At 74.6% G+C, this 21,178-nt stretch carries 21 protein-coding genes; 12 read left to right on the forward strand and 9 right to left on the reverse strand.

Annotated elements, in window-relative coordinates:
* Positions 1 to 66 precede the first annotated feature (66 nt).
* The 4 genes from BLV02_RS04700 (at position 67) to BLV02_RS04715 (ending at position 3,095) form a co-directional block, all read left to right on the forward strand.
* Positions 67 to 414 (forward strand): hypothetical protein, encoded by a 348-nt coding sequence (locus BLV02_RS04700; RefSeq protein ID WP_141711703.1) that lies wholly within the window; start codon positions 67 to 69, stop codon positions 412 to 414.
* A gap of 29 nt (positions 415 to 443) precedes the next feature.
* Positions 444 to 1,889, forward strand: a complete 1,446-nt coding sequence (locus BLV02_RS04705; protein WP_069113008.1) for a sensor histidine kinase — start codon at positions 444 to 446, stop codon at positions 1,887 to 1,889.
* Positions 1,890 to 2,585, forward strand: coding sequence for a response regulator transcription factor (locus BLV02_RS04710; RefSeq protein ID WP_069113009.1), 696 nt, complete (start codon positions 1,890 to 1,892; stop codon positions 2,583 to 2,585).
* Between the two features lie 87 nt (positions 2,586 to 2,672).
* Positions 2,673 to 3,095: a hypothetical protein gene (locus BLV02_RS04715; protein ID WP_069113010.1), complete on the forward strand. Its 423-nt coding sequence runs from the start codon at positions 2,673 to 2,675 to the stop codon at positions 3,093 to 3,095.
* Positions 3,096 to 3,100: 5 nt separating this feature from the next.
* On the opposite strand, the gene BLV02_RS04720 is transcribed toward BLV02_RS04715, so the two are convergent.
* Positions 3,101 to 4,339 (reverse strand): phosphotransferase, encoded by a 1,239-nt coding sequence (locus BLV02_RS04720; protein WP_069113250.1) that lies wholly within the window; start codon positions 4,337 to 4,339, stop codon positions 3,101 to 3,103.
* A 242-nt stretch (positions 4,340 to 4,581) separates the two neighbouring features.
* Here BLV02_RS04720 and BLV02_RS04725 point away from each other — a divergent pair, with 242 nt between their 5' ends.
* From BLV02_RS04725 to BLV02_RS04735, 3 genes are read left to right on the forward strand one after another with little or no spacing between them, the layout of a single operon-like run.
* Positions 4,582 to 5,931 (forward strand): hemolysin family protein, encoded by a 1,350-nt coding sequence (locus BLV02_RS04725; protein ID WP_069113011.1) that lies wholly within the window; start codon positions 4,582 to 4,584, stop codon positions 5,929 to 5,931.
* Positions 5,928 to 6,944 (forward strand): hemolysin family protein, encoded by a 1,017-nt coding sequence (locus BLV02_RS04730; protein WP_069113012.1) that lies wholly within the window; start codon positions 5,928 to 5,930, stop codon positions 6,942 to 6,944. The genes BLV02_RS04725 and BLV02_RS04730 overlap by 4 nt, the downstream gene beginning before the upstream one ends.
* On the forward strand, positions 6,941 to 7,735 hold the full coding sequence (locus tag BLV02_RS04735; RefSeq protein ID WP_069113013.1) for an SAM hydrolase/SAM-dependent halogenase family protein: 795 nt from the start codon (positions 6,941 to 6,943) through the stop codon (positions 7,733 to 7,735). The genes BLV02_RS04730 and BLV02_RS04735 overlap by 4 nt, the downstream gene beginning before the upstream one ends.
* Here the strand turns inward: BLV02_RS04735 and BLV02_RS04740 are convergent.
* Together BLV02_RS04740 and BLV02_RS04745 are read right to left on the reverse strand one after the other, a co-directional pair.
* The gene (locus BLV02_RS04740; protein WP_069113014.1) at positions 7,725 to 8,039 is read right to left on the reverse strand and encodes a hypothetical protein; all 315 of its coding nucleotides are present in this window, start codon (positions 8,037 to 8,039) and stop codon (positions 7,725 to 7,727) included. The genes BLV02_RS04735 and BLV02_RS04740 overlap by 11 nt on opposite strands.
* Entirely contained in the window at positions 8,036 to 8,614 is a 579-nt protein-coding gene (locus tag BLV02_RS04745) for a TetR/AcrR family transcriptional regulator (protein ID WP_083288908.1), read from the reverse strand. Before BLV02_RS04745 ends, BLV02_RS04740 begins: the two co-directional genes overlap by 4 nt.
* Before the next feature lie 209 nt (positions 8,615 to 8,823).
* Between BLV02_RS04745 and BLV02_RS04750 the strand changes: the two genes are divergently transcribed.
* On the forward strand, positions 8,824 to 9,150 hold the full coding sequence (locus tag BLV02_RS04750) for a YciI family protein (RefSeq protein ID WP_069113015.1): 327 nt from the start codon (positions 8,824 to 8,826) through the stop codon (positions 9,148 to 9,150).
* Between the two features lie 3 nt (positions 9,151 to 9,153).
* Here BLV02_RS04750 and BLV02_RS04755 read toward each other — a convergent pair whose 3' ends face one another.
* Both BLV02_RS04755 and BLV02_RS04760 read right to left on the reverse strand, forming a co-directional pair.
* A complete protein-coding gene (locus BLV02_RS04755) occupies positions 9,154 to 9,462 on the reverse strand; it encodes a zinc-binding dehydrogenase (protein WP_069113016.1) in 309 nt (102 codons plus the stop codon).
* A 112-nt stretch (positions 9,463 to 9,574) separates the two neighbouring features.
* The gene (locus BLV02_RS04760) at positions 9,575 to 10,543 is read right to left on the reverse strand and encodes a hypothetical protein (RefSeq protein WP_069113017.1); all 969 of its coding nucleotides are present in this window, start codon (positions 10,541 to 10,543) and stop codon (positions 9,575 to 9,577) included.
* A 90-nt stretch (positions 10,544 to 10,633) separates the two neighbouring features.
* Here BLV02_RS04760 and BLV02_RS04765 point away from each other — a divergent pair, with 90 nt between their 5' ends.
* Both BLV02_RS04765 and BLV02_RS04770 read left to right on the forward strand, forming a co-directional pair.
* Positions 10,634 to 11,206 carry a TetR/AcrR family transcriptional regulator gene (locus BLV02_RS04765; RefSeq protein ID WP_069113018.1) on the forward strand — a complete coding sequence of 191 codons (573 nt, stop codon included), beginning with the start codon at positions 10,634 to 10,636 and terminating at the stop codon, positions 11,204 to 11,206.
* Between the two features lie 91 nt (positions 11,207 to 11,297).
* On the forward strand, positions 11,298 to 13,490 hold the full coding sequence (locus BLV02_RS04770; RefSeq protein ID WP_069113019.1) for an MMPL family transporter: 2,193 nt from the start codon (positions 11,298 to 11,300) through the stop codon (positions 13,488 to 13,490).
* On the opposite strand, the gene srmL is transcribed toward BLV02_RS04770, so the two are convergent.
* From srmL to BLV02_RS04790, 4 genes are all read right to left on the reverse strand, one after another.
* Complete coding sequence (srmL, locus tag BLV02_RS04775) at positions 13,491 to 14,624, reverse strand: PheS-related mystery ligase SrmL (protein ID WP_083288909.1); 1,134 nt, start codon at positions 14,622 to 14,624, stop codon at positions 13,491 to 13,493.
* 150 nt (positions 14,625 to 14,774) lie between these two features.
* Positions 14,775 to 15,227: an SRPBCC family protein gene (locus BLV02_RS04780; RefSeq protein WP_069113020.1), complete on the reverse strand. Its 453-nt coding sequence runs from the start codon at positions 15,225 to 15,227 to the stop codon at positions 14,775 to 14,777.
* Between the two features lie 22 nt (positions 15,228 to 15,249).
* The gene (locus BLV02_RS04785; protein ID WP_069113021.1) at positions 15,250 to 16,662 is read right to left on the reverse strand and encodes a sulfatase family protein; all 1,413 of its coding nucleotides are present in this window, start codon (positions 16,660 to 16,662) and stop codon (positions 15,250 to 15,252) included.
* Positions 16,659 to 18,716 (reverse strand): amylo-alpha-1,6-glucosidase, encoded by a 2,058-nt coding sequence (locus BLV02_RS04790; RefSeq protein ID WP_083288948.1) that lies wholly within the window; start codon positions 18,714 to 18,716, stop codon positions 16,659 to 16,661. Before BLV02_RS04790 ends, BLV02_RS04785 begins: the two co-directional genes overlap by 4 nt.
* Before the next feature lie 132 nt (positions 18,717 to 18,848).
* On the opposite strand from BLV02_RS04790, the gene BLV02_RS04795 reads away from it, so the two are divergent.
* Positions 18,849 to 19,907, forward strand: a complete 1,059-nt coding sequence (locus BLV02_RS04795; protein ID WP_069113023.1) for a LacI family DNA-binding transcriptional regulator — start codon at positions 18,849 to 18,851, stop codon at positions 19,905 to 19,907.
* 1 nt (position 19,908) lies between these two features.
* The gene (locus BLV02_RS04800; RefSeq protein WP_069113024.1) at positions 19,909 to 21,177 is read left to right on the forward strand and encodes a sugar ABC transporter substrate-binding protein; all 1,269 of its coding nucleotides are present in this window, start codon (positions 19,909 to 19,911) and stop codon (positions 21,175 to 21,177) included.
* The last annotated feature ends 1 nt before the right edge of the window (position 21,178 follow it).

Here is a 21,178-nt window from a genome sequence, read left to right on the forward strand (position 1 = left end):
CGCGGATGAGAGACCTCTCATCGGTGTCTCATCGTGCTCTCGCCGGGCGTGCCGACCATGCTGAGCATGAAGTCGGCGGCCGCGCTCACCATCTCCGCCCTGGCGGTCGTGGCCGCCGGGATCTTCGGCGTGGGCGCCATGCTGGCCACTCCGTCGACCGGTGACGACTTCGGCGGGCCGGTCGAGGTGGGCCCGTCCGGCCCCGACGGCCAGGAGCCCACCCGCGCGCCGACCACGCCCACCCCCACCCCGACCACCCCGACGCCGACCGTCACCACCCCGCCGCCCGACGACACCGGCGGCCAGCCGGTCGAACCGCCGCCACCGGTGCGTCCCGGCGACGACGACGGCGACGATGACGGTGACGACGACGGCGATGACGACGGTGACGACGACGGGGTTGATGACGACTGAGCCAGGCGCGAGATGACGCGGCCGGCGGTGTGCGGGTCCGGGTCGCCGTCCGGACGCGGGTGCTGGCCGCCGTCCTGGGGGTGGCGGCCATCGGCATGCTGGTGGCCGGCGTGACGTCCTTCCTCGTCCAGCGCGAACGGGTCGACGCGCGCATCGACGACAACATCGCCCAGGAGGTCGGGGAGTTCCGCGAGTTCGCCGGCGACGGCATCGACCCCGCGACGGGCAGCGCCTTCACCACCGTCGACCGCTTCCTCGAGGTCGTCCTGCAGCGCAACGTCCCCGACCGCGACGAGGGCCTGCTCGCGCTCGTCGACGGCGAGGTCGCCTGGGAGCCCGCCAGCGGCGTCAGCGTCCGGCTGGAGGACGACCGCGAGTTCGTGCGGCTGGTCGCCGGCCAGGGCGGCACCACCCGGGTGCGGCCGCACTCGGTCGAGACCGAGACGCTCGGGCAGCTGCGGTACGTGACGGTGCCGGTCACCGTGCCCGGCGACCCCGCGCAGGGCCTCTACGTCATCGCCTACGCCCGCGAGATGGAGCAGGCCGAGGTCGTCGACGCCTACCAGACGTTCGCCATCGTCGCCGTGGCGTCGCTGGCGATGGTCGGCGCCGTCGGCTGGCTGGTCGCCGGCCGGCTGCTGCGCCCGATCCGGCTGCTGCGCGACACCGCCCAGCAGATCAGCGACACCGACCTGTCCAGGCGCATCCCCGTCACCGGCACCGACGACATCTCCGCGCTGGCCCGCACGTTCAACGACATGCTGGACCGGCTGGAACTGGCCTTCGCCGGCCAGCGCGACGCCCTCGACGACGCCGGGCACGAGCTGCGCACCCCCATCACGATCATTCGCGGCCACCTCGAGCTGATGGACTCCGCCGACCCCGCCGACGTCGAGGAGGTCCGCGTCCTCGTCATGGACGAGCTGGACCGCATGCGCCGCATGGTCGACGACCTCGTCATGCTGGCGAAGTCGACGCGGCCCGACTTCGTCCACCCGCGCCCGGTCGAGCTGGACCGGCTGGTCGACGAGGTGCTCGACAAGGCCCGCGCGCTCGCCGACCGGCAGTGGCGCGTCGACGCCCGGGTCACGGCGACCGTGGCACTGGACCCGCAGCGCATCACCCAGGCGCTGCTGCAGCTGATCTCGAACGCCGTGAAGTTCACCGCGCCGGGCGACGTCATCGCCGTCGGCAGCGCGCTCTCCGGCGCCGAGGTGCGGCTGTGGGTGCGCGACACCGGCGCCGGCATCGCCGCCGCCGACCTCGACCGCATCTTCGACCGGTTCGCCCGCGCCGACGTCGGCCGCGGCGTCGAGGGCTCCGGTCTCGGACTGGCCATCGTCCGCGCGATCGCCGAGGCGCATCGCGGCACCGTCACCGTCGACAGCCGGCCCGGCGACGGCGCGATCTTCACCGTCGCGCTGCCGCTGTTCGGCGCCGCGGCGGCCGACGACCTCGTGGAGGAGGAAGCGTAGATGAGCAGGATCCTGATCGCCGAGGACGAACCGCGCATCGCGGCGTTCATCGAGAAGGGGTTGCGTGCCGCCGGCATGACGCCCACCGTCGTCGGCGACGGCCGCGGCGCCTTCGACTACGCCATGACCGGCGGCTTCGACCTCGTCATCCTCGACATCGGGTTGCCCGTCATCGACGGGTTCGCGGTGCTGCGGCAGCTGCGCGAGGCGCGCAACGAGCTGCCCGTCATCATCCTCACCGCCCGCGACTCCATCACCGACACCGTCGCCGGTCTCGAGGGCGGCGCCGACGACTACATGGCCAAGCCGTTCCGGTTCGAGGAGCTGCTGGCCCGCATCCGGCTGCGGCTGCGCGAGGACCGCGCCCCCGAGGCGATGGTCCTGCACCACGGCGGGCTGTCGCTGGACCTGCGCACCCGGCGCGCGACGGTCGACGGGCGGACGGTGGAGCTGTCGGCGCGCGAGTTCGCGCTGGCCGAGACGTTCCTGCGGCACCCGGGCCAGGTGCTCAGCCGCGAGCAGCTGCTCAGCCGCGTCTGGGGCTACGACTTCGACCCCGGCTCCAACGTCGTCGACGTGTACGTCCGGTACCTGCGGCGCAAGCTCGGCAGCGAGCGGTTCGTCACGGTGCGGGGCATCGGCTACCGCCTCATCAGCCCCGACGACGACGAGTCCGCCGCGCCGTCCGCCCCCTGACACGAGTGAGCGGCGGGCGTCCGAGGGGGACGCCCGCCGCTCGCGGGGGGATGGGCGGTTCAGCCGGCGGACGAGGCGCTGTCCGGCGTGGACGGGCTGGCGGCCGACGCGGAGGAGGCCGGGTCGGCGGGGGAGTTCGCCGAGTCCGCGGTGCCGGCCGACGCGGGGTCGGCGGGCGAGTCGGCCGAAGCGGCGGTGTTCGCGCTGGCGGGGTCGGCGGGGGAATTCGCCGAGGTCGGGGAGTTCGCCGAGGCCGCGGAGTTCGCCGAGGCCGCGGAGTTCGCCGACGACGGCGCCGAGGAGCCCGACGACACGTCGGCCACGTCGGCGGCCGGCGTCTGCGCCCCGTTGAGGATGGGTGCGGCGACCGCGCTGCCGGCGCCGAGGCCGAGCGCCGCCATCGTGCCGACCGCGAGCCACGTCTTCTTCTGGAGCTTCATCGTTGTCCTCCTGTACTGGGACGCCGGAGCGTCTTGTGCTGACATGTACGAGCATCGCCGCCCTGCATGAAGGCTTCAGGAGAGCCGCATGAGAGCGTTCTCAGCCGGGCCCGGGCCGCCCGCCGACGCCGCGTCGAGCCAGCGTGCGGCGAGGTCCAGCCGGTCCGCGGTGGCGCTTTCCCAGTCCGGGTCCTGGGCTCGGTACGGGCCGGTGGCCAGCGACAACGTCACCCCGGCGGCACGTAGCCGGAGCTCGGCCGGGTCGACCCGGCCGGACAGCGCGGGCAGCCACTCGGTCAACGCCGCGTGCGCGCCCGCCGCGGCGTCGAACGGGCCGGAGGCGAGGACGCAGAGGTGCGCCAGCAGGCAGCCGAGGTCGTCGGCGCGGCGGCCGGGGCCGATGGTGTCGATGTCGAGCAGCCCGCTGACCCCGCCGTGCTCGACGAAGAGCTGGGCGTCGTAGAAGTCGCCGTGCGTCGGCTCGTCGCCGTCCGGGAACGCGGCCAGGCCGTCCGTCACCGCGGCGGCCAGCGAGCGCGCCCGCGGCCCCAGCGACGGCGCCGCGGCCGCGACCACGCCGGCGTAGTGCGACGCGTGCGCCGACCACGGCGCCCGCCGCGGCAGGCTCGTCACCTCGGCCGGTAGCCGGTCCAGCAGCGCGACCAGCTCGGCGGGGTCGCGCAGCGCCGTCGTGCCGGACTCCAGCGCGGTCCGCAGCGGCGTCCCTCGCAGCGGCGCCAGCACGATGATGCCGTCGTCGCTCCAGCCGAGGCTGCGCGGCACCGGCACCCCGGCCTCCGTCAGCACCCGGTGCCGGCTGTCGACGTCGCGGACCTGGGCCGGGCGCAGCACCTTCACGAACACCCGGTGCCGCTCGGTCACGACCTCGATGACGGCGCGCTTGCGCGGCCGGTACGCGACCACCCGCAGCTGGACGCCGTCCGGCGCCAGCCCGAGGCCCTTCAGCAGCTCGCCGACGGACGACGGGAAGCAGGCGGCCGCGAGCCCCGGCAGCTCCGGGTCGTACGGGAACCGCCACACCTGGACGTACCGGTCGCCGTCGGTGACGACCAGCCCGCCCGGCGGCCGCACGCCCGACACCGAGGCGGCGAACGTCTCCTCCCGTTCGCCGTCCGCCCACGACGCGCGGACGACGTACGAGGCGGTCGTGCGGTCGCCGGGCCGGTGGTCGACGTCGCGCAGGGTCCAGCCGAGCAGCGACGCCCCGGCCGGCGTGAGGGCCGCGTCGAGGATGTCGGGGACGGACGGGCCGGTCAGCAGCGCGAGGCCGGGGTCGGTCGACGGTCCGGGCACGACAGCCAGCCTGACGGCCGACGATGAGCCGGACATGAACCGAAGATGAGACGGCTCTCATCCGCCGCGGCACCGCTGTCGCGCATCAGCCCGAACCCGCCGCTAAGCTGTTGCGGTCACATCACATGGGGGTTCGCGCGTTCGGCGCGCCCCCTCTCGAAGGGAGCTGTGTCCGCCGTGCAGACGGACGCGTCAAGTCGCATACGTTCATCACGCCACCGTGACGCCGGGCCGGGTGCCCGATGACCGCCGCGGTAGCGATTCTCGCGGTCTTCGTCCTGACTTTCGGAACCGCCTACTTCGTGGCGCAGGAGTTCGCCTACGTCTCGGCCGACCGGGTCGAGCTGGCCCGCCAGGCCGACGCCGGCGACAAACGGGCCGCCTCGGCCATCCGCGTCATGGAACGCCTGTCCTTCATGCTGTCGGCCGCCCAGGTCGGCATCACCGTCACCGGCCTCATCGTCGGTCTCATCGCCGAGCCGGCGTTCGCGCAGGTCGTGCGGCCACTGCTGGAAGCCGTCGGGCTGCCCGACAGCGCGGTCCCGGGCGTCTCGGTGGCCGTGGGGTTCGCCGTCGCCACGATCATCCAGATGGTGCTCGGCGAGCTGTTCCCGAAGAACCTCGCGCTGGCCACGCCCGAGCGGCTGGCCAAGGTGCTGGCGTCGTCGACGCACGTCTACCTGGCCGTCAGCGGCCCGGTGGTGCGGCTGTTCGACAACTCCGCCGCGTGGCTGCTGCGCAAGGCCGGCATCGAGCCGGTCGAAGAGCTGCACCACGGCGCCACGCTGGAGGAGCTGGGCCACGTCATCGGCGAGTCCGAGGCGGGCGGCTCGCTGTCGTCGCAGCTGTCGGGCATCCTCGGCCGGGCGCTGTACTTCTCCGAGCACACCGCCGGCGAGGCCATGGTGCCGCGGCCCGACGTGCGCGCCGTCCGCTCCGACGCCACGGCGGCCGCCGTCATCGAGCTGGTCGCCACGCACGGCCACTCCAACTACCCGGTCCGCGGCGACGAGACCGACGAGGTCGTCGGCGTCGTCGGCGTGCGCGAGCTGATGTACGTCGCGCCGGGTGACGTCGACACCACGCTGGTCCGCGACATCGCCCGCCCGCCGCTGCTGGTGCCCGACAGCCTGCCGCTGCCGGCGCTGGTCGAGCGCATGCAGGACGCCGGCGACGAGTTCGCCTGCGTCGTCGACGAGTACGGCGGCCTGGCCGGCATCGTCACGCTCGAGGACGTCTCCGAGGAACTGTTCGGCGACATCACCGACGAGACCGACCAGCAGGCCGTCCCGGTGACGCAGGACGGCGACTGGTGGCAGCTCGACGCCGGCCTGCGGGTCGACGAAGCCGCCGCGCGGACCGGCCTGCCGCTGCACGAGTCCGACGACTACGACACCGTCGCCGGCCTCATCGTCGCCGAGCTGGGCCGGTTCGCCGAGCCCGGCGACCGCCTGGTCGTCGGCGCCGAGGACGACGGCCGCGACCGCGTCGAGATCGAGGTCCTGACGGTCGCGCGGCACGTGCCCGAGCTGGTGCGGCTGCGCCGCCTCGGCCTCGTGCACACCGACGGCAACGCGGAGGCGGCCCAGTGAGCCCGATCAGCGCCATCCTCGTCACCGTCGCCCTGCTGATCGCCAGCGCGTTCTTCGTCGCCGCCGAGTTCGCCCTGGTCGGCGCCCGGCGGCACCGCATCGAGCAGGCCGTCGCGGCCGGTAAGCGCGGCGCGAAGGCGGCGCTGTCCGGCATCCGCGAGCTGTCGCTGATGCTGGCCGGCGCCCAGCTCGGCATCACCATGGTCGTGGTCGGCCTGGGCATGGTGGCCGAGCCCGCCTTCCACCACATCCTGGAGCGGCCGCTGCACTCGCTGGGCATGCCGGACGGCACCGCCGACATCGTCGCGCTGATCATCGCGTTGACCGGCGTGACGTTCCTGCACGTCGTGGTCGGCGAGATGGCGCCGAAGTCGTGGGCCATCGCGCACCCTGAGCAGTCGGCGATGATCCTGGCGCCGGCCTTCCGCGGCTACGCGTTCCTGGTCCGCTGGCTGCTGGTGGTGCTCAACGGCGTCACCAACGTGCTGCTGCGGCTGGTCCGGGTCACGCCGAGGGACGAGATCGTCACCATCCGCAACCGCGAGCAGCTGCACCACCTGGTCCGCGAGTCCAACCGGCTCGGCCTGATCGGCGCCGACGACTACGGCCTGCTCACTCGCGCGCTGATCGCGCCGGAGCAGCAGGTGCGCACGGTCATGGTGCCGGCCGAGCGCATCGTGTCGGTGCCGGCCGGGGCCGGCCCGCAGGACGTCATCGACGTCGGGCGCAGCAGCGAGCGCACCCGGCTGGTGGTCCGCGACGACGCCGGTGCCCTGGTGGGCGCGGTGCACGTGCGTGGCGCGCTGAGCGCCCGGGCGGCGGGCGCGGAGTGGACGGCGGGCGCCGCGGCGCTGCCCGTCCCGCTCATCGCCGACGGCGCCGACCTCGCCCAGGCCGCCGACGTGCTGCGCGACGCGCGGTCGCAGCTGGGCATCGTCGTCGACGGCTCCGGCGCCGAGGTGGGTCTGGTGGCCATGGACGACGTCGTGACGGCGGTGCTGGTGAACCGATGACGGCGGCGTGGGTCGCGTTCCTGACCGACTACGGGCTGGCTGACGGCTACGTCGCCGCCTGCCACGGCGTGATCGCCCGCATCGCGCCGTCGGCCCGGGTCATCGACGTGACCCACGAGGTGCCGGCGCAGGACGTGCGGCACGGCGCCGTCGTCCTGGCCGACACCCTGCCGTACCTGCCGCCGTCGATCGTGCTGGCCGTCGTCGACCCCGGGGTGGGCACCCGCCGCCGCGGGGTCGCCGTCGCCGCTGGTGAGCACGTGCTGGTCGGGCCCGACAACGGGCTGCTGGCATGGGCCGCCGACGCCGCGGGCGGCGCCGTCCGCGCGGTGGAGCTGGAGCACCGCGCCGGCACCGGCGCCACGACGTTCGACGGGCGCGACGTGTTCGCGCCCGCCGCCGCGCGCCTGGCCGCGGGCACCGCTCTGCCGGCGCTGGGCCCGGAGCTCGACATCGCGACGCTGGTCCGGTTGCCGGACCCGTGGCTGCGGGTCGGCCCGGGCGCGGTCGAGGCCGAGGTCCACGTCGTCGACCGGTTCGGCAACGTCGCGCTGGCCGCTGGCGCCGCGGACCTGGCGGCGGCGGGGCTGGACGGCCGGGCCCGGTTGCGGGCCAGCGCCGGCGAGTGGTCGGCGGAGCTGCCGCTGGCACCGTCGTTCGCGGCCGTGCCGGCGGGCGAGCCGGTGCTGCTGGTCGACTCCGCCGGACGGCTCGCGCTGGCGGTGAACCGCGGCAGCGCGGCGGCGTCGCTGGGCCTGCGTCCGGGCGACCGCGTGACGATCAGCTCGTAGCGTTCCACGGCCGCCGCCGGCCCCACACGTCGGCCCGCCACGTGCGCGCGTGCACCAGCCCGACCGCGAGCAGGCCGAGCGCGGCCGCCGTCCAGCCCGGCCACGGATGTGCCGGGACGTCGGCGAAGTGCCAGGCCAGCGCCCCGATGACGAGCAGCACCCAGCCGCTGACGACGTTGACGACGGCGCCGTCGCCGAACGGGCCGGGGTTGACGGTGCGGCCCGTGCTGCCCTCGACGAAGTAGGGCAGGCCGTTGCCGACGAAGAAGCCCGCGACGAACGCGAGCAGGACGGTGAGGATCATGGCGTCGCTCCGTGGACGAGAGGAAGGATGACGGCATCGGCCAGCCGGCCGAGGAACGCGTCGTCGAGCGGCTCGCCGGTCACGAACAGCCGGGAGAACAGCAGCGCCGACGCCACCTCGGCGATCAGCTCGTGGTCGGCGCCGGCTGCGATCTCGCCGCGGCCGGCCGCCCGGCGCAGCGCCGGGGCGAACGCGTCGCGCTTCACCCCGATCAGCCGGGCCCGCACCGCCGCCGCGAGCGTGGCGTCGTCGCGCATCGCCGTCAGCAGGCCGAGGACCAGCGCGGCGCTCTCGCCGGTGAGGCGGTCGCGCATCGGCCGCAGCAGCCCGAGCAGGTCGCCGCGCAACGTGCCGGTGTCGGGCGCCGGGTGGTCGGCGGCCGCGGTGTGCCGCTCGATCGCGGCGGTGACCAGCTGCGCCTTGCCGGACCAGCGCCGGTAGATGGTCGCCTTCGACGCCTTGGCCCGGGCGGCGACGGCGTCCATCGTCAGCGAGCCGTAACCGATCTCGGCCAGCAGCTCCAGCGTCGCCCGCAGGACGGCGTCCTCGCGCTGTTCGCCTCGGCTCGGGATCATCCTGGCTCCTTGTGAACGAAACGGTTTCGTACACTTTAGCTCGCCGGTCAGGCGGGGGCAAGGCGCGGCCCGCTTTGCAATGAGCACCGATACGCACCGCTTCCGGGGTGGTGCGTATCGGTGCTCATTGCAAAGCCGTCGCGACGATGTCGAATCCGGGGCGGCGGCTCCGACGTCACTGGTGAGAGCACCCGTACGGAGGAGCGCCGATGAAATACCTGATCCTCATCTACCGCGACCCGCCCTGCGCCGGGCCAGGTCACGCGGCGCACGCCGCGCTGACGCACGAGCTGGCGGGCGGAGGCGAGCTGATCGCGGCCGAGACGCTGGCCGATCCGTCCCTGACGCGGCGGGTGCACGCCGGCGCGGTGGTCGACGGGCCGCTGCCCGGCGCCGGCGCCCAGCCGGCCGCGTTCTACCTGGTCGAGTGCGAGACGCTGGACTGCGCGCTGCGGCACGCCGCCCAGGCGCCGGAGGCCGCGGCCGGCCGGGTAGAGGTCCGCCCGGTGCTCTGTCGCGGCGGCCTGGAGATGTAGCCGTCAGGTCAGCTCGATCACTCGCTTGCCGCGCGCGTGCCCGGTCTCGACAGCGCGGTGGGCGGCGGCGATCTGGTCCAGCGGGTAGCGCCGGTCGACGACGGGACGCAGCGTGCCGTCGACCCGATCGCCCGGCCGCACCCCCAGCGCGTCGCGCAGCACCTGCAGCGCCGTCAGCCCCACCGTCGGCAGCGCGGCCGCGGCGACCAGGTCGACACCCGCGGGCGCCGCGGCGCACCGGTCCGCCCGCATGACCGCGTACTCCGCGACCGTGCCGAGCCGCTTCGCCAGTCCGCCGCGGTACCCCCACACGCGTTCTCCGGTGGCGCGGGGGAGCCGTGCCGCGGAACGTCGACGACGTCGGTGCGCAGGACGTCCGGGCCGCCGTAGCCGTGGTGGCGGGCGGCCCGCATCGTCGCCGGGGTCACGCCGCGACCTCCGCAGTGGCCTCGGCCCGCCGCGCCCGCCGGACGCCCAGGGTGAACAGTGCGACACCGCCGGCCAGCCAGCACGCCAGCACCAGCAGCGGCCCGGCCGCGCCGGCGCCGTCGAAGTAGGCGACCGAGCGCAGCAGGCTCCCCGCCGCGCCCGGCGGCAGCAGCTGGCCGAGCGTGCCCCACCCGGCCGGCAGCAGCTCGGGCGCGCTGGTCAGCCCGGACAGCGGGTTGCCGAGCAGGATCAGCGCGACCGCGCCCACCGCCAGCCCGGCGTTCCCGAGCGCCGTCCGCAGCCCGAGGATCGCCCACGCCGTCGCCGAGATGCCCAGGGCCGCCGCGGCCGCCGTCGCCCAGTACGCGCCGTCGAACGTGCCGAAGCCGAACCGCAGCAGCGCGGTCAGCGCCAGCCCGGCGACGACGGCGAACGCGGCGGCCCCGGCGGCCTGCCGGGCCGGGCCGCGCACCGTCATGAGCAGCACGACCGCCGCGATCCAGCCGCCCAGCGCCAGCGGCAGCGCGCCGGCCGACAGCCCGGCGCCGGTGGGGTCGTCGGCCGGGAACGGGCGGACGTCGGTGACGGTCCGCACGCCCAGCTCCGCGCCCAGCGCCCGCAGCTGCGACGCGACGGCGTTGCTGGCCGCGGACGCGACCAGCAACTCGTCCGGGCCGCCGGACGGGCCGAGAACGAACGCGCCGTAGACCTCGCGGTCGAGGATCAGCGCGCGGGCCGCGTCGGCGTCGTCGGCGGATGTGACGGCGAACGCGCCGGGCGCGCGGGCGTCCAGCTCCGCGGTGAGATCACCGCCGGCGACCGCGATCGGCACGTCGTGCGGGCCGGAGTGCAGCGGCGGCAGCGCGAACGCCGACAGCAGCGCGATCAGCAGCGCCGTCAGCGCCGCGACCACCACGGCGAGCTGCCGCCAGGCCGGTGGCGGGCTCGGGGTCGGCTCGGGCATCTCGTCCTCCAGATAAGAAACGCGTCGTATCTTATGGCTCGGGACTGTAGGCTACCCGCGATAAGAAACGCAACGTTTCCTGGAGGATCGATGGCGGAGACCCGCCGGCGCGGCGAGGCGCTCGAGGCGGCCATCGTCGAGGCCGTCTGGGCCGAGCTGGCCGAGTCCGGGTACGCCGGGCTGACCGTGGGCGCCGTCGCCGAACGCGCCCGTACCAGCAAGGCCGTCCTCTACCGGCGCTGGCCGAACCGGGCGGCGCTGGTCATCGCCGCGCTGGCGCACCACGCGCCGTCGGTGGAGGACGTGCCCGACACCGGCAACCTCCGCGACGACCTGCTCGCGCTGCTGCGCACCGTCGTCGCCGGGGTCTCCGTTCGCAGCATCGACGCGCTCTGGGGACTGCTCGCCGAGACCGCCCGCGACCCCGAGCTGGCCGCGCTGGTCCGCGCGAAACTGGACGAGCTGCAGCGGGCCGGCCCGGCCGTCGTCGTCATCGAGCGGGCCGTGCGCCGTGGCGAGGTCGACGCCGCCCGCGTCACGCCCCGGCTGCTGCGGCTGGCGCCCGACCTCCTGCGCGGCGAACTGCTGCTCTACGGCGAGATCACCGACGCCGCCATCGTCGAGATCGTCGACGACGTCGTGCTGCCGCTCGCCGGAGTGTGAGCCGCGTCGCGTTCCGCCGGACGTTGTCACACCCGGCGGACGGCGCGGGTCTCGTGTGCGGACATCCAGACGCACGTGAGACGGAGACACGATGGCGAGGAGACTGGCGGAGTTCGTGACGCGCCGGCGGCGGGCGGTGCTGATCGTGGCGGTGCTGCTCGCCCTGCTCGGCGGGGCGACCAGCACGTCGTTGTTCGGCAAGCTGTCGGCCGGCGGCTTCGACGACCCGGGGGCGGAGTCCGGGCAGGCGGCCGACCTGCTCGAGGAGACCTTCGGGCAGTCGCCCCCGAACCTGGCGCTGCTGGTGACGGCCGCCGACGGCGTCGACGGCGCCGCCGCGGCCGAGGCGGGGACCCGGCTGACGGAGTCGCTCGCGGCCGAGGACGGCGTGCGCGACGTCGTCTCGTACTGGTCGTCCGGGCAGCCGCAGCTGCGCAGCGACGACGGCGACCGCGCGCTCGTCCTGGCGACCATCGTCGGCGACGACACCGAGGTCAACGAGCGGGTCGGCGCGCTCGCCGACGCCTACGGCGGGGACGCCGACGGCCTGACCGTCGAGGTCGGCGGGTACGCCGCGTTCTCGCACGAGCTGTCCGAGCAGAGCGAGAGCGACGTCGTGACCGGGGAGATGATCGTCTTCCCGGTGACGCTGATCGCGCTGGTCCTGGTGTTCGGCGGGATCGTCGCGGCGCTGCTGCCGCTGGCCGTCGCCGCCGCGACGTCGCTGCTCGGCATGGGGCTGCTGTGGGCGCTGGCCGAGGTCACCTCGCTGTCGGTGTTCGCGGCGAACGTGGTGACGCTGGCCGGGCTGGGGCTGGCGATCGACTACAGCCTGCTGATGGTGAACCGGTACCGCGAGGAGCTGGCCGGCGAGCGCACGGTGCCGGAGGCGATCCGGGCGACGCTGGCCTCGGCCGGGCGGACCATCGTGTTCGCGTCGCTGACGGTGTGCATCGCGCTGGCGACGCTGATCCTGGTGCCGCTGCCGGCGATCCGGTCCATCGGGTACGCGGGCGTGCTGACCGCGCTGCTCGCCGCCGCGTCGTCGCTGCTCGTCCTGCCGGCGCTGTTCGCGGTGCTCGGGAAGCGGGTCGGGACGCCGCGGCTGCGGCGCCGACGCACGTCGGCCGGTGACGGGTTCTGGCACCGGCTGGCGATGATCGTGATGCGCCGGCCGCTGCCGATCGCGACCGTCGTGACGGCGGCCCTCCTGCTGCTCGGTGCGCCGTTCCTCGGCATGAAGCTCGGCTACCTGGACGAGCGGGTCATGCCGGAGTCGTCCGAGGCGCGGCACGTCGCGACGGTGATCCGCTCGGACTTCGCGACGGGGGAGCAGGACGCGCTGCAGGTGGTGGCGCCGTCCGGGCTGACGGAGCCGGGCGAGTACGCCGAGCGCATCTCGCTGCTCGACCACGTCGCCCGCGTCGACACCGTCAGCGGCAGCTACGCCGACGGCGCCTCGGTGGCTCCGGCCGGCCCCGAGCACGCCCGGTTCGCAGCCGGCGACGCCGTCTACCTGTCCGTCGTGCCCGAGCCCGAGACCGTCGAGCTGACCCGCGAGCTGGTCGGCGCCGTCCGCGCCGTCGACGCCCCGGCCGAGACCCTCGTCGGCGGCGTCGCCGCGGTGGCCGAGGACGCCGACCGGTCGCTGCTGGACATGCTGCCGTGGGCGCTCGGCGCGGTCGGGCTGGCGATGGTCGTGCTGCTGTTCCTGCTGACCGGCAGCGTGCTGCTGCCGTTCCTCGCGCTGGTGCTGAGCACGCTGAGCCTGTCGGCGACGTTCGGCGCGATGGTGTGGATCTTCCAGGACGGCCATCTGTCCGGCCTGTTCGACTTCACCGTCACCGGCACGACCATCTCGACGGTGCCGGTGATGCTGTTCGCGCTGGCGTTCGGCCTGGCGATGGACTACCAGGTGTTCATGTTGTCGCGGATCAGGGAGGAGTACGACCGCGGCGCCTCCCCGACGGCGGCCGTCGCCCTCGGCCTGGAGAAGGTCGGCCGCATCGTCACCGCCGCGGCCGTCCTCATCTCCATCGTCTTCCTCGCCTTCCTCGTCTCCGACATCACGCTGATGAAGGCGTTCGGGGTGGGGCTGCCGCTGGCCGTGCTGATCGACGCCACCCTGATCCGCGGCGCCCTGCTGCCGGCCACCATGCGGCTGCTCGGCGGCGCCACCTGGTGGGCGCCACCGTTCCTCCGCCGCGTGCACGCCCGGTTCGGCCTCCGTGAGACGTCGTCGGATGCCGCGGCGCCGGCCGAGCCCGTCACCGCGGGGAGGTGATCAGCTGGTCGCGAGTGCGGCGGCGACGCGGTCGCGGAGGGCGTTGACCTCCTCGCTGGTGAGGGTGCGGTCGACCGGGCGGAGTACCAGCCGGAGCAGCACGTTCTCCTGGCCGGGCCGCATCGCCAGCCGCTCGCGCGCCGCCGCCGGCAGGTCCGCGTACGGCGTCGTCGAGAGGACGGCGACCTCCTCGACGAGGTCGGCGTCGGGGCCGAGGGCCTCGCGGACGCGGTCGCCGAGCAGTTCGGCGTCCGAGCCGGCGGCGACGGCGACGGAGAGGTCGCGGCGGGCCGGCGGGAGGTCGGACACCGGCTGGTACGGCGTGAGGTCCAGCAGTTGCCCGGCCACCCGCGGGTCGGCGGAGCGCAGCAGCCGGATGTCCGGGATGCCCTTGCGCAGCATGAGCACGCGGTCCAGCCCCATGCCGAGGGCCAGCCCGCTCCACTGCGACGGCGACAGGCCGGCGGCGGTCAGCACCTGCGGCGCGGCCAGCCCGCACTCGGCGATCTCGACCGGGTGGCCGTCGTGGATGGCCTCGACCTCGCGGCCGCCGGACGTGTACGGGTGCGACGTCGCCGTCCAGCGCCAGTGCGCCCCCGGCAGCAGGGCCTCGACGAGGGTGGTGACCAGGGCGTGCAGGTCGTCGTGGTCGAGGCGGCGGCCGCCGCGGCGCAGCAGCCACAGGTCGAGCTGGTGCGGCGTGCCGGTGTGCAGCCGGTCGATGGAGTCGCGGCGGTGGCAGATGCCGGGCAGCACCAGCAGCACGTCGCGCTGAGGCGCGCCCTCGGCGGCGAGCGCGCGCAGCGCCGGCGGCACCCCGGCTGACGTGTGGCTGCGCAGCATGGTGGTGTCGCTGACGTAGCGGGTGTAGCGGACGTCGCGCGAGACGGCGTCGCGCTGGTAGCCGAGGCGGTCGTAGTTGTCCTCGACGGCGACGACGGGGCGCGAGCGCAGCAGCCGGACGTCGGCGTCCCACTGCTCCCCGAGCGCCGCGGCGGCGGACGAGACGAGGTGCTGCAGGGCGTGCGGCCCGTCAGCGGGGTCGGTGAGGTCGCGCAGCGAGAGCGCGTCGACCAGGGCGGGCAACGACAGCGGCTGCGGCCGGCTGTCGGAGGCGACGAGAGATGCGGTCATGACCAGGCCTTTCGCGGATAATGCGTGGGAAGCGGTGGAGGCTCCCCCGGCCGGTCGTCCGCGGAGGGTCAGGCGTGCGCACCCTCCGGGCGGCGGACGTTCGCCGACCGGGGGCCGCTAAACCAGCGCTGACCTGGCATGGGTGGAAGTCTAGCCGAGCGCGAGTTGATCGGCCAGGCGCGAGAGGCTGTCGTGCCAGCCCTTGAGGTGGTCGTCGCGCTGCTCCTCGGTGGGGTTGTGGCTGTGCGTCACGACCACCTCGGTGCCGCCCTGCTCGGACGGGGCCAGGCGGACGGCGACCCGGCTGGCGGGCGCGTTGTCGCCGTCCCACGACCAGATGAACGTCACCAGGCGGGGCCGCCGGATCTCGCCGAAGATGCCGCGGACCGCGACGTTGTGACCCTTGGACAGCCCGGTGGTGCGGAAGCTGAACCGGCCGCCGGCCCGGGGGTCGGTCTCGTAGATCGCGGCGAACGCCGGTGGCCAGTACCAGCCGGCCAGCCGCCGTGGCTCGGTGAACATCGGGAAGACGTCGTCGGGGTCGGCGTCGACCACCATGGAGACGACGGCGGTGGTGGCATCGGGGGTGGATGACTCGACCATGGTTGCGCACTTTAGGGCATTTTCATACATCCTGACGAGAGGGGGCCCACGGCTCGTCGCCGACTTCCCGGCGCAGCCGCTCGAGCTCGGCCGTGAGGTCGCGCCTGACGCCGGCGTAGGCAGGATCGTCGTGCCGGCTGGTCAGCTCGGCGGGGTCGCGGACGAGGTCGAACAGCTCCCACTCGGGCTCGGTTCGCACGGACGACGCACCGGGCACGCCGAGTCCGTCGCCCGGGTAGTGGATCAGCTTGTGCGTCGCCGTCCGCACCCCGACGTGCGCGGGGACGTGGTGGCTGCCGTCCAGGTGCTCCCAGTAGCGGTAGTACATCGACGTGCGCCAGTCGTCCGGCCGCTCGCCGCGTAGCAGCGGGCCCAGGCTGCGGCCCTGCATGCGCGGGTGCGCGGGCACCCCGGCGAGGTCGAGGAAGGTGGGCGCGAAGTCGACGTTCAGTGCCATCGCGGCGGTGGACGTGCCGGGTGCGACCTCGCGCGGGTAGCGCACCATGAGCGGCATCCGCAGCGACTCCTCGTACATGAACCGCTTGTCGTACCAGCCGTGGTCGCCGAGGAAGAAGCCCTGGTCCGACGAGTAGGCGACGACGGTGTCCGCGGCCAGCCCGTGTTCGTCCAGCGCGTCGAGCAGCCGGCCGGTGTTGTCGTCGATCGACGCGACGCAGCGCAGGTAGTCCTTGAGGTAGCTCTGATAGGCCCAGCGGGTGCGCTCGTCGCCGGGCAGCCCGCGCGGCCACGGCGCCTTGAGGTCGCGCTCGTTGAGGTCGCGGCCGACACGCATCCGTGCCTCGCGCGCGCCGCGGCCACGGCCGGCGTAGTCGTCGAACAGCGTCGGCGGTTCGGGCAGGTCGACGCCGTCGAACAGGCCGAGGTGGGCGACGTCGGGGTCCCAGCTGCGGTGCGGCGCCTTGTGCCAGAGCAGCAGGCAGAACGGGCGGTCCGGGTCGCGCCGGGCGATGTGGTCGAGCGCGAGGTCGGTGAGCACCGTCGTCGTGTAGCCGCTGACCGTCCGGCGTCCACCGGGGCCGAGCAGTTCCGGATTCCAGTACTCGCCCTGGTCCTCCAGGATCTCCCAGCTGTCGAAGCCGTGCGGGTCGTGCACGCCGCCGTGGCCGAGGTGCCACTTGCCGACCAGCCAGGTCTGGTAGCCGACGGAGCGCAGCAGCGCCGGGAACGTCGGCTGCCGCGCGTCGATGGGCGTACTGAGGGTGCGGACGCCGTTGACGTGGCCGTAGGTGCCGGTGAGGATCGACGCCCGGCTCGGCGCGCACAGGGCGTTCGTGCAGAACGCCGCGTCGAACCGCAGGCCCTCGGCGGCGATGCGGTCCAGCTGCGGCGTCGGCATCAGCTCGCCGCCGTACGCCGAGATCGCGTGCGCCGCGTGGTCGTCGGTCAGGACGAGGACGAGGTTGGGCCGCTTCACGTCGTCTGCACCGTCAGCGGCGCGGACGTGCGCACGTCGGCCCGTCCCTCGGCGTCGACGGCGACGGTGAGCGGGTGGCCGGCGACCCGCAGGCCCTCGACCCGCAGCGGGAACCAGCCGGCGAACGCCGGGTCCGGCGCCACCCGCAGCCGGCCGCCCGGCACGTCCGCCGTCAGACCGAGCGCCGCCTGCAGCAGCGCGACCACCGTCGCCGCCGACCACGCCTGCGGCCGGCACGCGGCCGGGTAGGCCAGCACCGGCTCGCCGGCCCGGGCGTCGGTGCCGGCGAACAGCTCCGGCAGCCGGTAGGCGAAGTCGGGCGCGACCCGCAGCAGCCCGTCGGCCAGCGACGCCGCGACGCCGGGGAAGCCGTCGGCGGCCAGTCCGCGGACCGCGATGGCGGTGTCGTGCGGCCAGATGCTGCCCGCGTGGTAGCCGAGCGGGTTGAACCCGGCCGCGTCGGCGCTCATCGTCCGAAGCCCGTACCCGGCGTCGAGGTCGGGCCGGCTCAGCCGGTCCGCGACGACGGCGGCGTCGTCCGGGCCGAGCAGGCCGGTGCCGAGCAGGTGGCCGAGGTTCGACGTGACGGTGCCGACCGGCCGCTTGGCGCCGTCGAGCGCGATGGCGGGGAACCGGCCCTTCTCGTCGGACACCCAGAACGCGGCGGCGAAGCGTTCGCGCAGCGCCGCCGCCCACTCGCGCAGCCGCTCGGCGCCCCCGCGCCCGTGCGCCTCGAGCAGGCCCGCCCCGGCGAGGGCGGCTTCGTAGGCGTAGGCCTGGGCCTCGCTGAGCGCGATCGGCGGCTCGGCGATGGTGCCGTCGGGGTACTGGATGGAGTCGCCGGAGTCCTTCCAGCCCTGGTTCGCCAGGCCGCGGCCGCTGCTGTCGACGTACTCCAGGAAGCCGTCGCCGTCGGGGTCGGCGTCCTCGGTCAGCCAGCGCAGCGCCGCTTCGAGCGGATCGAGCAGGTCGCGGACGTCGAGCCCCCACCGCCAGGCGTCGTGCAGGAGGCAGACCCACAGCGCGGTGGCGTCGACGGTGCCGAAGTAGACCGGCGGCAGCCAGCTTCCGGCCGTCGGGATGCGCACCTCGTGCAGGATCTTGCCCGGCGCCTCGGCGGTGTCCGGGTCGTGCGTCGTTCCCTGGCGGCGGGCCAGCGTGCGCAGCGTCCCGCGGGCGAGGCCGGTGCCCAGCGGCAGCGTGAAGCGGGCGGCCCAGAGGGAGTCGCGGCCGAACAGGGTGAAGAACCACGGGCTGCCCGCGGCCAGGAACGCGTCGCCCGGCGCCAGCGGGTCGGCGAGCGCGAGTGCCCCGAGGTCGTCGACGCTGCGGGCGGCGAGGCGGGCGAGGTCGGCCCGCCCGGTGACCGTGACGGCGTCCCAGCCGGCGCCGTCGGCGGGTCCGAACGCGTTGGGCGGCGGTCCGTCTGCGAACGCGGCGGTGACGGTGACGTCGGCGGTCCAGGACGAGCGCGGCGCGAGCTCGACCGCCCAGGCGAGGACGGCGCCGGTCGCGTGCGTCTCGACCGTGGCGCCCGCGGTCGTGAGCGTGGTGCGCAGCTCGCCGCCGTCCCACTCGACCCGGCCCGGCCCGGACATAGGCCGGCGGCCACCGCCCTGGGCGCCGTCCTGTTTGATGGCGTCGGCGGGGGCGAAGTCGGCGGCGACGTGCAGGCGCACCGTCGCCGTCAGGGGGACACGGGCGTTGTTGACCAGCTCCAGCCGCTCGGTGACGCCGTCGGCGCGGGCGAAGCGCTGCCGCTCCAGCCGCACCGTCGGGTCGGCGCCCGTGTCGCCGAGGTGGCGGACGATGCCGGTGAAGTGGGCGTGCCCCGCGCCGCGCAGGCCGTGCCCGGCCGGCTCCGGCTCGTGGCCGTCGACGTCGACGCGGAGCTCGGAGAGGACCCGCCGGTCGTGGCTGAGCACGCCCTGGGCGCCGGCTGCCCGCAGCTGCCCGTCGGCGCCGGACAGCGCCACCGTCGGTGCCTTGACGCAGCTGACGAGGTCGTGCAGGAACGGCTGCGGCACCGGGCCGGAGGCGGGTGGAGCGGTCACCACGGTGATCCTTCCGTGACTTGACAGAACAGTCGACGCGTTCTTAACTCTGAACCAGATCCCATCTTTGAACGATCAAACGCACGCTATCAACCGAGTTTTGATCGTTCAACACGTCAAGGAGGACGTCCGATGGCGACACCGGAGAGTGGTGCCACGCTCGAGAGCGTCGCGTCGGCGGCCGGTGTGTCGCGGCAGACCGTCTCCAACGTCCTGAACGCGCCCGAGCGGGTGGCGCCGGAGACCCGGCAGCGGGTCGAAGAGGCCATCCAGGCGCTGCGCTACCGTCCCAACCGGTCCGCCCGGTCGCTGCGCACCCGCATGAGCAACCTCATCGGCTACTGCGTCCAGCCCGCCGCGGCCGGCAACCTCAACCCCGTCCTCGACCGGTTCGTGCACGCCGTCACCGAGTCCGCGGCCGGTCACGGCTTCCACGTCCTGCTGTTCACCGCGCCCGCGGGCGACGCCGGGCTGGACCGGTACGCGGAACTGCTCGCCCAGCGCGCGGTCGACGGGTTCGTGCTGGCCGACACCGTGGTCGCCGACCCGCGGCCGGCCTGGCTCACCGAGCAGGGCGTCCCCTTCGCGGCGTTCGGCCGCAGCTGGTCCGGCCCCGACATCGGCCGCTGGGTCGACGTCGACGGCGCGGCCGGCATGACGGAGGCGGTCGAGCACCTGCACGCGCTCGGCCACCGCCGCGTCGCGTTCATCGGCTGGCCCGAGGGGTCCGGCGTCGGCGACGACCGCGTCGCCGGGTACACCGCGGCCTGCCTGCGCCTCGGCCTGGACCCGCGGGTCGTCCGCGCCGAGGGCGGCGCCGGCACCGGCCGCGCCCTCGCCACCACCCTGCTCGACGGCGACGACGCGCCCACCGCGCTGGTCTGCGTCAGCGACGACTCCGCGTACGGCGCGCTGCGGGCGCTCGCCGACCGTGGCCTGCGTCCGGGCGAGGACGTCGCCGTCGTCGGGTTCGACGACACCCCCGCCGCCCGGCTGCCCGGCGTCGACCTCACCAGCCTCTCCCAGCCGATCGAGCAGATCGGCCACGAAGTCGTCCAGATGTTGCTCGGCCTGCTCGGTGTCGTGGTCACCCCGCCCGGCCCCGAGCACCGCCTGCTGCGCCCGTCGCTGGTCGTCCGGGCCAGCTCTCGCCCCGCCGGACCCGGTCCGGCCGCCCCCACGGAGGCTTGACATGCAGTTCCCCCGAACCCCATTGGCGGTGGCCACAGCCGTGGCGGCCGCGACCGTGCTGGCCGCCTGCGGCAGCGGCTTCGACGACGATGACGACGCCGCCGGCGACGACGCGGCCACCGGCGGCACCGAGGGCGGTGCGTCGCTCACCGTCATGATCGGCTCGTCCGGCGAGGCCGAGACGGTCGCCGTCCAGGACGCGACGGCGCAGTGGGCCGAGGAGACCGGCAACGAGGTCGAGGTGATCCCGGCCCAGGACCTCGTGCAGCAGCTGCAGCAGGGCCTCGCCGGCGGCAACCCGCCGGACGTCTTCTACGTCAGCCCGGACCGCTTCCGCATGCTCGCCGAGGGCGGCTCGCTGTACCCGTACGGCGACCAGATCGACGACGCCGACGACATCTACCAGTCGCTGCGCGACGCGTTCACCTACGAGGACGAGCTGTACTGCGCGCCCAAGGACGGCGGCGTGCACGCGCTGGTCATCGACACCGAGGCGTGGGCCGCGGCCGGCCTGGCCGAGGGCGACTACCCGCAGGACTGGGACGGTCTCGCCGCCGCCGCGCAGGCGCTCACCGCCGACGGCAGGGTCGGCCTCGCGTTCACCGGCGACTACAACCCCGTCGGCTCGTTCATGCTGGCCGGCGGCGGGTTCTTCGTGAACGACGACCAGACCGAGGTCACCGCGGACACCCCGGAGAACCTCGCGACGCTGCAGTACCTCAAAGACAACATGGACGCCGGCACGTTCGCGTTCGCGCCCACCATCGACGCGGCGTGGGGCGGCGAGGCGCTCGGCAGCGGCAAGTCCGCGATGACGATCGAGGGCGCCTGGATCGTCGGCGCGTTGCAGAACGACTTCCCGGAACGGCAGTGGACCGCCGTCCCGATGCCGGCCGGCCCGGGCGGGCCCGCGGCGACGGCGTTCACCAACTGCTGGGGCATCGCCGCCGACAGCGAGAACCAAGCCGCCGCCGTCGACCTCGTCAACGCCCTCGCCGGCCCCGAGCAGCAGCAGACGTTCGCCGAGGCGTTCGGCCCGATCCCGTCGCGCGCCAGCCTCGCCGACTGGAACGCCGAGACGTTCCCGGAGAAGGCCGCGTTCGCCGAGGGCATGGAGACCGCCCGCAGCCAGGTCGCGGTGCCGGGCTTCGAGTCCGTCCTCGCCGACTTCAACACCCAGCTCGAGGGCATGGCGGCCGGCACCGTCACCCCGGAGCAGGCGCTGCAGGCGCTGCAGACCAACGGCGAAGCGCTCCTCGCGCAGGAGTGAC

This window comes from Jiangella alba, assembly GCF_900106035.1.
GTDB classification, from domain to species: Bacteria; Actinomycetota; Actinomycetes; order Jiangellales; family Jiangellaceae; genus Jiangella; species Jiangella alba.

What these genes read in the sequence shown, in the direction of transcription:
- BLV02_RS04710 (WP_069113009.1), top strand. Translation starts at nt 1,890, where the DNA reads ATGAGCAGGATCCTGATCGCCGAGGACGAACCGCGCATCGCGGCGTTC.
- BLV02_RS04800 (WP_069113024.1), top strand. Translation starts at nt 19,909, where the DNA reads ATGCAGTTCCCCCGAACCCCATTGGCGGTGGCCACAGCCGTGGCGGCC.
- BLV02_RS04750 (WP_069113015.1), top strand. Translation starts at nt 8,824, where the DNA reads ATGAAATACCTGATCCTCATCTACCGCGACCCGCCCTGCGCCGGGCCA.
- BLV02_RS04745 (WP_083288908.1), bottom strand. Translation starts at nt 8,614, where the DNA reads ATGATCCCGAGCCGAGGCGAACAGCGCGAGGACGCCGTCCTGCGGGCG.
- srmL (WP_083288909.1), bottom strand. Translation starts at nt 14,624, where the DNA reads ATGACCGCATCTCTCGTCGCCTCCGACAGCCGGCCGCAGCCGCTGTCG.
- BLV02_RS04780 (WP_069113020.1), bottom strand. Translation starts at nt 15,227, where the DNA reads ATGGTCGAGTCATCCACCCCCGATGCCACCACCGCCGTCGTCTCCATG.
- BLV02_RS04725 (WP_069113011.1), top strand. Translation starts at nt 4,582, where the DNA reads ATGACCGCCGCGGTAGCGATTCTCGCGGTCTTCGTCCTGACTTTCGGA.
- BLV02_RS04700 (WP_141711703.1), top strand. Translation starts at nt 67, where the DNA reads ATGAAGTCGGCGGCCGCGCTCACCATCTCCGCCCTGGCGGTCGTGGCC.
- BLV02_RS04735 (WP_069113013.1), top strand. Translation starts at nt 6,941, where the DNA reads ATGACGGCGGCGTGGGTCGCGTTCCTGACCGACTACGGGCTGGCTGAC.
- BLV02_RS04760 (WP_069113017.1), bottom strand. Translation starts at nt 10,543, where the DNA reads ATGCCCGAGCCGACCCCGAGCCCGCCACCGGCCTGGCGGCAGCTCGCC.
- BLV02_RS04770 (WP_069113019.1), top strand. Translation starts at nt 11,298, where the DNA reads ATGGCGAGGAGACTGGCGGAGTTCGTGACGCGCCGGCGGCGGGCGGTG.
- BLV02_RS04795 (WP_069113023.1), top strand. Translation starts at nt 18,849, where the DNA reads ATGGCGACACCGGAGAGTGGTGCCACGCTCGAGAGCGTCGCGTCGGCG.
- BLV02_RS04740 (WP_069113014.1), bottom strand. Translation starts at nt 8,039, where the DNA reads ATGATCCTCACCGTCCTGCTCGCGTTCGTCGCGGGCTTCTTCGTCGGC.
- BLV02_RS04765 (WP_069113018.1), top strand. Translation starts at nt 10,634, where the DNA reads ATGGCGGAGACCCGCCGGCGCGGCGAGGCGCTCGAGGCGGCCATCGTC.